The organism is Janibacter sp. YB324 (genome assembly GCF_014217915.1).
GTDB lineage: Bacteria > Actinomycetota > Actinomycetes > Actinomycetales > Dermatophilaceae > Janibacter > Janibacter indicus.
Genome location: NZ_CP060120.1, coordinates 2,402,052 through 2,414,759 on the forward strand (window position 1 = coordinate 2,402,052; position 12,708 = coordinate 2,414,759).

The following is a 12,708-nucleotide window of genomic DNA, read 5'->3' on the forward strand; positions in this document are numbered from 1 at the left end:
TCAGTGGCCCTCTCCGCGGCGGTAGACCTTGCCGTTGGCCGCCGGCATGCGCAGGCGTTGGCTGGCGAAGGCGAGGACGAGCAGGGTCGTCAGGTGCGGGGCAAACCGGGTGACGTCGCCGGGGACGGTCTCGGTGATCACGAAGATCACGCCGACGGCGACACCGATGGCGACGGCGATGGTGCCCTGGACGTAGCGCTGGCGGCGCAGGACCTGCCACAGGCCGAGACCGACGAGCAGCACCGCGATGAGCAGGAGCAGCGCGTGGATCGCGTCGCCGCCACCGCGCAGCTGCAGGGCGTCCATGAAGCCGAAGAGCCCAGAACCCATGAGCACCCCGCCGGGGCGCCAGTTGCCGAAGATCATCGCCGCGAGACCGATGTAGCCGCGGCCGTCGGTCTGGCTCTCGCGGTAGGCGTTGGACGCGACCATGGCGAGGAAGCCGCCGCCGAGACCGGCGAGTGCACCGGAGGCCGTCACCGCGACGTACTTGTAGAGGTAGACGTTGACGCCGAGGGTCTCGGCGGCGACCGGCGACTCACCGCACGAGCGGACCCGCAGGCCGAAGGGGGTGCGCCACAGCAGCCACCACGTGCCGACGATGAGCAGCAGGGCGATGACGGTGAGGATCGACAGGTTGGTCGTGGCGGCCCGCAGCAGCGCGGCGAGCTCGGAGACGAAGAACCAGCCCTTGTCCTCGACGGACTTCAGCGGGTCGGAGATGCCGGGGATGCCCACCCGCGGGAGCGAAGGGAGTGGCGGCGACTGCACGTCGCTGCCGCCCTCGAGCTCGCCGAAGAAGCGGGCGGCGAGGTAGCTCGCGACGCCCATGGCGACGATGTTGAGCGCAACACCGGAGACGATGTGGTCGACGCCGAAGGTCACGGTCGCCAGGGCGTGGACGAGCCCGCCGACCGCGCCGCAGACCATGGCACCGACGATGCCCATCCACGGGCCGCCGTGGATCGCGCCGAAGGCGGCCCCCCACGTACCGAGGATCATCATGCCCTCGAGGCCGATGTTGATGACCCCGGCCCGCTCGGACCACAGGCCACCGAGACCCGCGAGGGCGAGGGGCATGGCGAGCGCCAGGGTGGCACCGAGGGTGCCGGAGGAGGAGATGTCGCTGATCCCCGTGACCAGACGGATCGCGGAGAGCGCGACGAGGACGCCGGCGAGGGCGAGCGGCCAGGCCCAGAAGGGGATGCGGCGGGCAGTCGTGGACGGAGCGATCTCGGTCTCGGTGCCGACACTCAGGCTCATGCCGTGGCTCCTTCCGTGGTGACGCCGGCATCGAGCTGGCGGGTGACCTGCTTCTGCTCGAAGCGCCGCTCGAATCGGGCGACGACCTCGTAGGCGATGACGACGGCCAGCAGGATGACGCCCTGGATGATGTAGACGAGCGCCGGGGAGACGCCGGCCTGCAGCTGCAGGCCGTCGCTCGCCTTTTCCAGCCACGACCACAGGAGCGCGGCGAAGGCGATGCCGACCGGGTGGTTGCGACCCAGCAGGGCGATGCCGATGCCGATGAAGCCGACGCCCTCCTGGAAGTTCAGCCCGTAGCTGTGGTCGGCCCCGAAGAAGGCCGGCATGCTGATGAGGCCGGCGACGGCGCCGGAGGCGATCATCGCGATGAGCACCATGCGCGGCACCTTGACACCGCTCGCGACGGCGGCCGACTCGGACTCACCCGTGGCGCGCACGTCGAAGCCGAACCGGGTGCGGTTGATGACGAACCAGTAGGCGATGCCGATCGCGATCGCGAGCACGAGCAGCGTGTAGACCCGGTTGGGTGCGTCGGCGAAGACCGCGAAGCCCTCGAGCTGGCTCGACTCGGGGATCTCCTGCGTGTTGCGGGTGTTGCTCCCCTCGGCGCGCTGGCCCCAGGTCCGCAGCCCCCAGCCGACGAGTCCGGCGGAGATCGTGTTGAGCATGATCGTCGAGATGACCTCGGAGACTCCGCGGCGGACCTTGAGCCAGCCGGCGATGCCTGCCCAGAAGCCACCGACGAGCATCGCGACGAGCATCGCGAGCACGATGTTGAGCACCCCGGGCAGCCAGCCCTGACCGGCGATGAGCGCCGCGGCGAAGGCGGCGATCCGGTACTGACCGTCGACGCCGATGTTGAAGAGCTTCATCTTGAAGCCGACGGCGACGGCGACGGCCGCGATGTAGTACGTGATCCCGCTGTTGATGATGTTGACCATCGTGCGCGGGCGCGGCTCGGACAGGAGCGTCGACCACACCTTGCCGACGGGGTCACCGACGAGCACGAGGACGAGCGAGGTCACGACGAAGGCGACGACGATGGCGAGCGCGGGGGCGGCCAGCGTCAGCAGGAGGCGACGGAGGCTGAGCTTCATGAGGCGTCCTTCCCGGCGCCGGTCATGGCGCTGCCGAGCTCCTGGCTCGTGACCTTGTCGGGGTCGAACTCCCCGGTGATGCGTCCGCGCAGGATGACCTTGATCGTGTCGGAGAGGCCGATGAGCTCCTCGAGGTCGGCGCTGATGAGCAGCACCGCCAGGCCCTCGCGACGGGCCTCCCGGATGAGGTCCCAGATCGCGGCCTGGGCTCCGACGTCGACGCCACGGGTCGGGTGCGAGGCGATGAGCACCTTGGGTGCATGGCTCATCTCGCGCCCGATGATGAGCTTTTGCTGGTTGCCGCCGGACAGCGAGCCGACGGTGACGTGGATGCCGGGTGTGCGCACGTCGTACTCGGCGACGATCCGCTCGGTGTCCGCGCGCGCGTCCGACGGGGTGAGGATCCCGCGGCGGGAGGCAGGGGCCTGGGTCTGGTGACCGAGCATCCGGTTTTCCCACAGCGGGGCGTCGAGCAGCAGGCCCTGACGGTGGCGGTCCTCGGGGATGTAGCCGACGCCTGCCTCGCGGATGCGGCGCACGTCCCAGTCGGAGATGTCGGTGCCCTCGAGCTCGATGCGGCCGCTGACCGGCTCGCGCATGCCCATGAGCACCTCGACGAGCTCGGCCTGGCCGTTGCCCTCGACGCCCGCGATGCCGACGACCTCGCCGGCGTGGATGTCGAGCGTGACGTCCTCGAGGGCGTTGCGCCCGGCGCCGGCGAGGGTGATGTCCCGGACGGAGAGCACGACGCGGTCGGTGACCGTCGACTCCTCGGTCTCCGGGGTGGGCAGCTCGGACCCGACCATGAGCTCAGCGAGCTGGCGGGCCGAGACGTCCTGGGGCAGGACGGTGTCGACGGTGGTGCCGCGGCGGATGACGGTGACCCGGTCGGCGACGGACAGCACCTCGTCGAGCTTGTGCGAGATGAAGAGCACCGTGATGCCCTCGCGCTTGAGCTCACGCAGGTTGTCGAAGAGCTCGTCGACCTCCTGCGGCACGAGCACCGCGGTGGGCTCGTCGAGGATGATCGTGCGCGCACCCCGGTAGAGCACCTTGAGGATCTCGACGCGCTGCCGGGCTCCGACGCCGAGGTCGGCGACGAGCTCGCGGGGGTCGATCCCGAGGCCGTACTCGTCGGAGATCCGGGTGATCTCGGCGCGGGCCGCGGCACCGATGCCGTGCGGCTTTTCGGCGCCGAGCACGACGTTTTCGGCGACGGTGAGGTTGTCGGCGAGCATGAAGTGCTGGAAGACCATGCCGATGCCGTGCTTGATCGCGTCGGCCGGGCTGTGCAGGGTGACGGGCTCGCCACCGACGGAGATGGTCCCCTCGTCCGGCCGCTGGACCCCGTAGAGAATCTTCATCAGCGTCGACTTGCCGGCACCGTTCTCACCGACGATCGCGTGGACCGTGCCCCGCTCGACGCCGAAGGAGATGTCCCGGTTGGCGACGACGCCCGGGAAGCGCTTGGTGATGCCCTCGACCGCGACCGCGAGGTCACCGGTGGGTGGGCTCGAGGCCGAAGGGGGGTCTGGGACGGTCGTGCTCATGGTGCCTCCGTGGGACGTCCGCGGGTTGGTGCCGCAGGCGAAGGGTAGCGATCCCGGACGGGCCAGGGCCCGGTCGCACGCAGTGCGTGCGAACGGGCCCCGGGGTGCCGGTCGGCGTCACTTGGACGGGACGGTGATCTTCCCGTCGACGATCTGCTGCTTGTAGTCGTCGAGCTCCTTGGTGATGTCGTCGATCTTGCCGCCGGTGGTGGCGTACGAGACACCGCCGTCCTTGAGGTCGAACTCCTGGAGGCCGGTGAGCGGCTCACCCTCGGTCGAGGCCTTGATGTAGTCGAAGACCGCGACGTCCACGTTCTTGACCATCGAGGTGATGATGACGTCCTGGACGTCCTTCTCCGCGGTCTTGGCCTGGTCGGAGTCGACGCCGATGGCCATCTTCTTGTTGGCCTTGGCCGCCTCGAACAGGCCCGATCCGGAGCCGCCGGCCGCGTGGTAGATGACGTCGGCGCCCTTGTCATACATGCCCTCGGCGGCGGTCTTGCCCTTCGCCGGGTCAGCGAAGCCCGAGCCGTCCTCGGCCAGGTACTTGGTCTGGATGTCGATCTTGGGGTCGACGGCCTGGGCGCCGGCCTTGAAGCCCGCCTCGAACTTGTTGATCAGGGGCACGTCGGTGCCACCGATGAAGCCGACCTTGCCGCTCTTGGACTTCAGCGCCGCGGCCGCGCCGACGAGGAAGGAACCCTCGTGCTCGGCGAAGACGAGCTGGGCGACGTTGTCGCCCTCGGAGTCGGCCGAGGCGTCGTCGATGATCGCGAAAGAGACGTCCGGGTTGTCCTTGGCCGCCCCGCCGATCGCCTTGGCGTAGATGTAGCCGACACCGATGATGTTGGTGCAGTCGGCGTCGACGAGCTGGTTGAGGCGGTCCTCGCGGGCAGCGTCGTTCTCGCCCTGGCTGGCCTCGACCTCCTCGATCTCGACGCCGAGCTCCTCCTTGGCCTGGTCCAGGCCCTTGGCCGCCGAGTCGTTGAAGGACTGGTCGCCGCGGCCACCCACGTCGTACGCGAGGCAGGCCTTGACGTCGGAGCCCTCCCCGGAGGTGGCGTCGCCGCCGGAATCGCTGCTGCCGCAGGCGGTCAGGGCCAAGGCGGCGACGGACATGATCGATGCGGCCTTCACGGTGTGACGCAAGGCGCTCTCCTTCTCGAGCAGGGGTACGAGTGACGCACGAGCGCCATCGCGGGATGCTACGTCGCGGTAGCCCCCACATCAGGAGTCCGTGTGATCGGTGGGACCAACTGTTATGAGACCGCGACCGAAGGGGGAAAACCCTCACCCGGGTGCAGGGTTGCGGGTCAGGCGTCCTCGACGCGGGTCCACTCCCCCGCCGCGGCCAGGGTGAGCAGCGCGGTGCCGCCCCGCACCGCGCCCTCGTCGACGACGAGATCGCCCTGGTGCAGGTCGAAGGTGCGGCCGCCATGGGTGCGGGTCCCGAGCCGGGCCATCGCGCCCTCCGCCTCGTGGAGCATCCACGCGAAGTCCTCGCCGCCCAGGCTGTGCGGGGTAGGGACCGGGCGCAGGCCGGCGGCCATCGTCGCCCGGCCGAGCGCGGCGACGGCGGCCGAGTCGTTGACCACCGGGGGGACGCCCCGGATGTGGTCGACGGCCGCGGTGACGCCGTAGGGACGCACGACGTCGGCGACGACGTCGTGGAGCAGCGGGCCGATCTCCTCCCACAAGCCGACGTCGAGCATCCGCAGCGTGCCCTGCGCGACGCCCGTCGAGGGGATGACGTTGATCGCCTCGCCCGCAGAGACGCGTCCCCAGACGACGACGAGCCCGGCGCGGGGGTCGACCCGGCGGCTGAGGACGGCCGGCACGTCGGTGACGACCTTGCCGAGGGCGTAGGTCAGGTCCTCGGTGAGGAAGGGCCGCGAGGTGTGCCCACCGCGCCCCCGCAGGGTGACGGTCACCTGGTCGGCAGCCGCGGTGAGCGGACCCTCGCGCAGGCCGATCTCGCCGACGTCGAGCGAGGGGTCGCAGTGCACCGCGTAGACGGTGTCGACGCCCTGCATCACCCCGGACTGGACGAACGTGAGCGCCCCGCCCGGCATCTGCTCCTCGGCGGGCTGGAAGACGAGTCGCACACCGACGTGACGTGCCGCGAGCTCGTCGGCGACCTCGGCCAGCGCCAGCCCGGCACCGAGCAGCGCCGTGGTGTGCACGTCGTGGCCGCACGCGTGGCAGACACCGTCGACGGTCGAGCTCCAGTCGAGGCCGGTGCGCTCGCGCACGGGCAGGGCGTCGATGTCGCCGCGCAGGGCGACGCGGCGGCGCGGCTCGGTGGCCCCGAGGTCGACGACGAGCCCGGTCTCGCTCACCGAGCGCGGCTCGAGCCCGGCGGCCTCCAGCCGCTCGCGCAGGCGCGCGGTCGTGCGGTGCTCCTGGAAGGAGATCTCCGGGTGGCGGTGCAGGTCTCGCCGGAAGTCGATCAGCTCGGGCACCAGCCGGTCGACGACACGCAGCAGCGTCGGGGCGAGGGGAGCAGTCATGGCGGTGCGACTCTACCGACGTCCACGGCCGGAGACGTGGAGGTGCCCACCGGGTGAACGCGCGGCGTCACACCAGGTCGGTGCGCCCGGCAGCCTTGAGGGCCTCGACGACGAGCTTGACGTCCTGGGCGCGCTCGCGGCTGGCGACGAGGAGGGCGTCGTCGGTCTCGACGACGACGACGTCCTCGAGGCCGACGACGGCCACCATCCGGCCCGATCCGGAGACGACGAGCCCGCCGGAGTCGATGGCCTGGACCCGCTCGGGGTCACCGACGACGGTCATCGCTCCGTCGCCGGCCGGCAGCAGGCAGGAGAGCGACTTGAAGTCGCCGACGTCGTCCCAGTCGAAGGTCCCGGGGACGACGGCCACGCGGCCCTCGTCGGCGGCCGGCTCGGCGACGGCGTGGTCGATGGCGATCTTCTCGAGCGTCTCCCACCGGCTCTCGAGCAGGCTCGGGTCGGCGGCGATCTCGCGCAGCCCCGCCGCCAGGCCGGGGTGCCACTCGGCGAGCAGGTCCAGCAGGGTCGTGGCGCGCACGACGAACATGCCGGCGTTCCACCGGAACTCGCCGGTGGCCAGGTAGGAGGCGGCCTTGCGGGCGTCGGGCTTCTCGACGAACTGGCGCACGCGCGCCGCGCTGGGGTGGGCGCGCAACCGCGGACCCATCTGGATGTAGCCGAAGCCGGTGGACGGGAAGGTCGGCTCGATGCCGATGGTCACGAGCAGGTCGTCGCGCGCGGCGACGGCCACGGCCTCGGTGACCGCCGCGGCGAAGGCCCCCTCGTCGCTGATGACGTGGTCGGCGGCGAAGGAGCCGATGATCGCGTCGGGGTCGCGTCGCTCCAGCACGGCGGCAGCGAGGCCGATCGCCGCCATCGAGTCGCGCGGCGAGGGCTCGGCGAGCAGCAGGTCTTCCGGCAGGTCGGGCACCTGCTCGCGCACCGCGTCGGCGTGGGCGGCGCCGGTGACGACGAGCACCCGCTCGCCGGCGAGGACCCGCAGCCGGTCGACGGTCGCCTGGATGAGCGTGCGGCCGCTGCCGGTCAGGTCGTGCAGGAACTTCGGCGACCCCGCCCGCGAGACCGGCCACAGCCGCGTCCCGGCGCCGCCGGCGGGCACCACGGCCCACAACCGATCAAGATCCCCTGACGTCGTCATGGCAGGCACCGTACCCGGCCCACCCCCGGCCGCCGCCTCGTGACCGGGAGGGGTCCCCCCTTCGACCAAGTCGTCACCTGATGATCACCGGACACCCCCCTGCACGACACCGAAGGGAGGTGGCCTCACCGTCAGATTGGAGACCGTGCGAGTGGCTATTGCGACCGAGTCCTTCCTGCCCAGCCTCAATGGCGTCACGACGAGCGTCTGCCGGGTGGCCGAGAACCTGCGCGAGCAGGGCCACAAGGCGATGATCATCGCTCCCGGCCCCGCCCCGGCGACCTTCGCGGGGCACGTCGTGCGGACCCTCCCGGCGGTCCCGGTCCGCGGGTTCCGCGCCGGCCTGCCGACCCGGGGGGTACGCCGGGCGCTGCGCGACTTCAGGCCGGACGTCGTCCACGTCGCCTCCCCTTTCCTCGTCGGGGCACGCGGCCTGCACAACGCCGAGACCTTCGACCTGCCGACGGTGGCGATCTACCAGACCGACATGCCCAACTACGTCAGGCAGCACGGTCCCGGGGCCCTCGGGCGCGGGGCGTCCACGCTGACGTGGGAGTGGGTGCGTCGGCTGCACGAGCGCGCCGACCTGACGCTCGCCCCGAGCCGCCCGACGCTCGAAGAGCTGCGCGAGCACCGGATCCCGCGCACCGACCTGTGGGGTCGCGGTGTCGACACCCGCCTCTTCACGCCGGAGTGGAAGGACGACCCGGAGACCCTGGCCCTCAAGCAGGCGCTCGCACCCCACGGCGAGGTCATCCTCGGCTACGTCGGCCGGCTCGCCCCGGAGAAGGAGCTGCACCGCCTCGCCGAGCTGGCCCAGCTGCCCGGCACGCGCCTGGTCCTCGTCGGAGAGGGCCCCAGCCGCAACGAGCTCGGCGCGCGTCTGGCCGAGGCGGTCGCGGCGAGCCCCGGGCGTCCCAACCTGCCCCCGGCCTTCCTCGGTCCCCGCACGGGCGCCGACCTCGCCCGCGCCTACGCAGCCTTCGACGTCTTCGTCCACACGGGCACCAAGGAGACCTTCGGCCAGACGCTGCAGGAGGCGGCGGCGGCCGGACTGCCGGTCGTCGCGCCGGCGGTCGGCGGACCTCTCGACCTCGTCGACCACGGCCGCTCCGGCTACCTCTTCGACCCCGAGGTGCGCGGCGACATCACCCGCTGGGTCGCCGAGCTCGTCGACAGCCCGAGCGCCCGCGAGGCCATGGGTGCCGCGGGGCCGGCCATGGTCGCCGACCGTTCGTGGGGCAGCCTGACCGAGCAGCTCGTCGGCCACTACGAGCGGGCCATCGGCACGCGCGCGGCCTGACGGCACCACAGGTCGAAGGGAGGGATCTCCCCTTCGTCCGGCCTCGGGTCTGGGAGACTGCGGCCATGGAACCCCGCTGGCTCACCGACGACGAGCTGACGGCGTGGCTGCGCCTCATCGCCCTGGCGGAGCTGCTGCCATCGCGTCTGGACGCTCAGCTGCGGCGTGACTCGGCCCTGACGCACTTCGAGTACCAGGTGCTCGCGATGCTCTCCGAGGCACCCGAGCGCACGCTGCGCATGTCGTGGCTGGCCCAGCGGACCCAGGCCACCCTCCCCCGCCTGTCGCACGTCGCGCGGCGTCTCGAGGAGCGCGGGCTGCTCGTCCGGCGACCCAGCCAGACCGACGCGCGGGCCACCGACGCCACGCTCACCGACGCGGGCTGGGAGACAATCGTCGCGGCCGCCCCAGGTCACGTGTCGCTCGTGCGCGAAGAGGTCCTCGACGCACTCACCCCGGAGCAGGTCGGCCAGCTGTCCGACATCTGCTCGGCCGTCCTCGACCGGCTCGACCCGGAGGGGCACCTCACGATGAAGGCTGCAGAGGCTCCCCACTGAGCGCGAAGTCGGTCATGGGACGCCACACGCCGTCGTCACCGTGCTCGTAGAGGTGGAAGTCGGTCACCTCGAAGGTCGCGTCAAAGGTCGCGAGCGCCCCGAAGGCCTCGTCGAGCTGGGCATCGCTCACCTGGTGGGCGATCGTGACGTGCGGGTGGTAGGGGAACTCGAGTTCGCGCACGACGGGCCCGCGCCGCACGGCCTGCTCGAGCCGCTCGCACATCGGGATCCCCTGGGCCACCTGGACGAAGACCACGGGGCTCACCGGGCGGAAGGTGCCCGTGCCCCGCAGCTGCATCGTGAAGGGCCCGTGGGCCGAGGCGACGGACCCGAGGTGGTGGGTGAAGGCCGCGAGCTCGCGCTCGAGGACCTCGGTCGGCGGCATGAGGGTGACGTGGGGCGGGATGGCCCGGGCCATCGGATCGCCGACGTCCTCGCGCTGCTGCTGCAGCTGCGACCCCCAGGGCTCGGGGATCGCAATGGACACGCCATGGACGGCCACGATCAGGCCTTAGGGGGGAGCAGCCCGACGCGCTCGTAGACGCGGTCACGGGTCGCGGCGGCGACCTCGGCGGCCCGGGCGGCGCCCTTGGCGAGGATGTTGTCGAGCTCGGCCGGGTCGCCCATGAGCTCGTCCATGCGGGCCCTGAAGGGGCTGACCGCCTCGACGACGACCTCGGCCACCTCGCCCTTGAGCGCGCCGTAGCCCTGCCCGGCGAAGCGCTGCTCGAGCTCGTCGACCGGGGTGCCCGACAGCGCCGAGTGGATGACGAGGAGGTTGGAGACCCCGGGCTTGGTCTCGGGGTCGAAGCGGACCTCGCCCTCGGTGTCGGTCACGGCGGACTTGATCTTCTTCTCGATCCGCCTGGGCTCGTCGGAGAGGAAGATCAGGCCCTTGTCGGGGGAGCTCGAGCCGGACATCTTCGACGTCGGCTCGGTGAGGTCCATGATCCGCGCCGACTCCTTGAGGATGTGCGGGTCGGGGACGACGAGGGTCTCGCCGTAGCGCGCGTTGAAGCGCTCGGCGAGGTCGCGGGTGATCTCCAGGTGCTGGCGCTGGTCGTCACCGACCGGCACCCGGGCCGCGTCGTAGACGAGGATGTCGGCCGCCATGAGGATCGGGTAGGTGAAGAGGCCGACGTTGGCGTTGTGCCCCTTGGCCGTCTTGTCCTTGAACTGCGTCATCCGGCTGGCCTCGCCGAAGGCGGTCTGGCAGGCCAGCACCCACATCAGCTCGGTGTGCTCGCGCACGTGGCTCTGGCAGAAGATCGCCGAGCGCTCCGGGTCGACGCCGGCGGCGATGTACTGCGCGGCGGTGACCCGGGTGCGGCGGGTGATGACCTCGGGGTCGGTCGGCACGGTGAGCGAGTGCAGGTCGGCGACGAAGTAGTAGGCGTCGAAGTCCTCCTGCAGACCGACCCAGTTGACCAGCGCGCCCAGGTAGTTGCCGAGGTGCAGGGAGTCGCTCGTGGGCTGCATCCCCGAGAGGATGCGGGGCCGGTCAGGTGCAGGGCTGGTCATGGGGGTCATGATGCCAGCCGTGCCGCGGCGGCTCGCACGCGCTCGACGAAACGGTCCGGCGAGAAGGCCTCCACGTGCGCCCGGATCGCCGCCTCGTCCCACACGACGTCGCGGTCGGCGACGACGGCGGCGCGGATCGCCGCCGCGGTCGGCTCGTCGAAGAAGGCGCCGTTGACGCCCTCGGCGATGGTGTCGAGGTAGCCGCCGGCGCGCAGCGCCAGGGTCGGTCGGCCGAAGGCCCCGGCCTCCAGCGGCGTCAGCCCGAAGTCCTCGTGGCTCGCGGCGACCAGCGCGCGGGCGTGGGCGTAGGCCCAGCGCATCTGCGCGTCGTCGAGGTTGGTGGCGATCCGCACGTTGTCCGGCGCGGCCTCCCGCAGCTGCTCCAGCAGCGGGCCGGCGCCGACGACGAGGAGCCGCTCGGGCAGCCCGCGGAAGGCCTTGACCACCTGGTCGACGTTCTTGTACGGCAGCAGCCGGGAGACGACGAGGTGGTAGCCGGCACCCAGCTCCACCGCCTCGTCCACGGACTCCAGCTCGCCCGTCGCGTGGACGGCGAAGGGGGGCGGCAGCACCTCGGCCTCGATGTCGTAGGCCTCGAGGATGCGCTCGCGCACGACGTGGCTGTTGGCCAGGTAGGCGTCGGCCGTCGCGGTGGCCAGGCGGTCCCACCGACGAAGGGGGCCACGCAGCACCATGAGCGCCAGCCCCCGGGGCGAGCGTCGCGGGTCCCCGCCGAGGTAGCGCTCGCTCTGGTAGAGCCAGCGGGCGGGCGCGTGGCAGTAGACGAGCTTGCGCCCCGTCGTCGGGAAGCCGTGGGCCCACCCGCTGCTGCTCGCGACGACCAGGTCGGCGTCGATGCGCAGCCAGTGGGAGGCGAAGGCCAGGACCGGCAGGGCCGCCCGGTGGTGGCGGCGCAGGAGGCCGACCCGGTTGAGCGGGCTGACCCGGATGTCGACGTCGCGGAACTCGGGGAAGGTGCCGTCGGGGTCGTAGAGGGTCGTGTGCACGGTGGCGTCGGGGAAGGCGCGCAGCAGCGCCAGGACCACCCGCTCCGCTCCCCCGCGCTGGGTGAGGTAGTCGTGGGCGATCGCCACGCGCGGTCGGTCGCGGCCGGCGACGGTGCGCCACACCTGCACGAGCGTGTCGGTGCTCGGGCCGATGCCGAGGTCGGTGCGGGCGCGCTCCCAGCCGGCGGCGCCGCGGCGCTCGGCCTCGTCGGGGTCGTCGAGCGCGGCAGAGATGGCGGCGGCGAGGGCGTCGACGTCACCGGGCGGCACGAGCCAGCCGACCCGGGCGGGGCCGCCGTCGACGATCTCTGGCACGCCTCCGGCGTCGGTGGCGACGAGGGGCACCCCCCGGGCCATCGCCTCGGCGACGACCTGCCCGTAGGGCTCGGGCACCGGCGAGGCGTGGATCGCCAGCGCCATGCCGTCGAGCTCGGCGGCCGGGTCGTCGCTGAAGCCGGCGAGCTCGACGTGGTCGGCCAGACCCAGCTGCTCGATCTCGCGGCGGATCTCCCACTCGTGCTGCTCGTGGCCGAACATCGGTGACCCCGATGATCCGGAAGCGCACCTGAGGGTGCCGGGGCACGACCTGCGCGGCGGCGCGGACGAGCTCGAGCTGCCCCTTGGTCGGGGAGATCCGGCCGAGCAGGCCGACGACCGGCACGTCCGGTCGGGGGCGCGGCGCCCCGCGGATCTGGCTGGGCACCAGGCCGGGGTGGACCACGGCGGCGTCGACACCGG

Annotated in this window: 11 protein-coding genes; 2 read left to right on the forward strand and 9 right to left on the reverse strand. The window is 71.9% G+C overall.

Translation table 11 applies throughout. The features are described from left to right. From H7A72_RS11735 to H7A72_RS11760, 6 genes are all read right to left on the reverse strand, one after another. Nucleotides 1-1,263, reverse strand: coding sequence for an ABC transporter permease (locus tag H7A72_RS11735; protein ID WP_185220632.1), 1,263 nt, complete (start codon nt 1,261-1,263; stop codon nt 1-3). Further along, nucleotides 1,260-2,363: an ABC transporter permease gene (locus H7A72_RS11740; RefSeq protein WP_072625236.1), complete on the reverse strand. Its 1,104-nt coding sequence runs from the start codon at nt 2,361-2,363 to the stop codon at nt 1,260-1,262. The genes H7A72_RS11735 and H7A72_RS11740 overlap by 4 nt, the downstream gene beginning before the upstream one ends. Beyond that, complete coding sequence (locus H7A72_RS11745) at nt 2,360-3,913, reverse strand: ABC transporter ATP-binding protein (protein WP_185220633.1); 1,554 nt, start codon at nt 3,911-3,913, stop codon at nt 2,360-2,362. The genes H7A72_RS11740 and H7A72_RS11745 overlap by 4 nt, the downstream gene beginning before the upstream one ends. Nucleotides 3,914-4,030: 117 nt before the next feature. After that, on the reverse strand, nt 4,031-5,062 hold the full coding sequence (locus tag H7A72_RS11750) for a BMP family protein (protein WP_084450299.1): 1,032 nt from the start codon (nt 5,060-5,062) through the stop codon (nt 4,031-4,033). Nucleotides 5,063-5,226: 164 nt separating this feature from the next. Beyond that, on the reverse strand, nt 5,227-6,423 hold the full coding sequence (locus tag H7A72_RS11755) for an amidohydrolase (RefSeq protein WP_185220634.1): 1,197 nt from the start codon (nt 6,421-6,423) through the stop codon (nt 5,227-5,229). Between the two features lie 67 nt (nt 6,424-6,490). Next, nucleotides 6,491-7,582 carry a mannose-1-phosphate guanylyltransferase gene (locus H7A72_RS11760; RefSeq protein WP_185220635.1) on the reverse strand — a complete coding sequence of 364 codons (1,092 nt, stop codon included), beginning with the start codon at nt 7,580-7,582 and terminating at the stop codon, nt 6,491-6,493. A 145-nt stretch (nt 7,583-7,727) separates the two neighbouring features. Between H7A72_RS11760 and H7A72_RS11765 the strand changes: the two genes are divergently transcribed. Then, entirely contained in the window at nt 7,728-8,885 is a 1,158-nt protein-coding gene (locus H7A72_RS11765) for a glycosyltransferase family 1 protein (protein WP_185220636.1), read from the forward strand. A gap of 65 nt (nt 8,886-8,950) precedes the next feature. Next, complete coding sequence (locus H7A72_RS11770) at nt 8,951-9,442, forward strand: MarR family winged helix-turn-helix transcriptional regulator (RefSeq protein ID WP_084450287.1); 492 nt, start codon at nt 8,951-8,953, stop codon at nt 9,440-9,442. Here H7A72_RS11770 and H7A72_RS11775 read toward each other — a convergent pair. Genes H7A72_RS11775 through H7A72_RS11785 form a run of 3 tightly spaced genes read right to left on the reverse strand, consistent with a single transcriptional unit; the run spans nt 9,411 to nt 12,507 of the window. After that, nucleotides 9,411-9,929: a 2'-5' RNA ligase family protein gene (locus H7A72_RS11775; protein ID WP_370543535.1), complete on the reverse strand. Its 519-nt coding sequence runs from the start codon at nt 9,927-9,929 to the stop codon at nt 9,411-9,413. The genes H7A72_RS11770 and H7A72_RS11775 overlap by 32 nt on opposite strands. A 17-nt stretch (nt 9,930-9,946) precedes the next feature. Further along, nucleotides 9,947-10,972: a tryptophan--tRNA ligase gene (trpS, locus tag H7A72_RS11780; RefSeq protein WP_370543536.1), complete on the reverse strand. Its 1,026-nt coding sequence runs from the start codon at nt 10,970-10,972 to the stop codon at nt 9,947-9,949. Next, nucleotides 10,969-12,507, reverse strand: a complete 1,539-nt coding sequence (locus H7A72_RS11785) for a glycosyltransferase (RefSeq protein ID WP_185220639.1) — start codon at nt 12,505-12,507, stop codon at nt 10,969-10,971. Before H7A72_RS11785 ends, trpS begins: the two co-directional genes overlap by 4 nt. Between the last annotated feature and the right edge of the window lie 201 nt (nt 12,508-12,708).

What these genes read in the sequence shown, in the direction of transcription:
- trpS (WP_370543536.1), bottom strand. Translation starts at nt 10,972, where the DNA reads ATGACCCCCATGACCAGCCCTGCACCTGACCGGCCCCGCATCCTCTCG.
- H7A72_RS11785 (WP_185220639.1), bottom strand. Translation starts at nt 12,507, where the DNA reads ATGTTCGGCCACGAGCAGCACGAGTGGGAGATCCGCCGCGAGATCGAG.
- H7A72_RS11745 (WP_185220633.1), bottom strand. Translation starts at nt 3,913, where the DNA reads ATGAGCACGACCGTCCCAGACCCCCCTTCGGCCTCGAGCCCACCCACC.
- H7A72_RS11760 (WP_185220635.1), bottom strand. Translation starts at nt 7,582, where the DNA reads ATGACGACGTCAGGGGATCTTGATCGGTTGTGGGCCGTGGTGCCCGCC.
- H7A72_RS11770 (WP_084450287.1), top strand. Translation starts at nt 8,951, where the DNA reads ATGGAACCCCGCTGGCTCACCGACGACGAGCTGACGGCGTGGCTGCGC.
- H7A72_RS11755 (WP_185220634.1), bottom strand. Translation starts at nt 6,423, where the DNA reads ATGACTGCTCCCCTCGCCCCGACGCTGCTGCGTGTCGTCGACCGGCTG.
- H7A72_RS11735 (WP_185220632.1), bottom strand. Translation starts at nt 1,263, where the DNA reads ATGAGCCTGAGTGTCGGCACCGAGACCGAGATCGCTCCGTCCACGACT.
- H7A72_RS11740 (WP_072625236.1), bottom strand. Translation starts at nt 2,363, where the DNA reads ATGAAGCTCAGCCTCCGTCGCCTCCTGCTGACGCTGGCCGCCCCCGCG.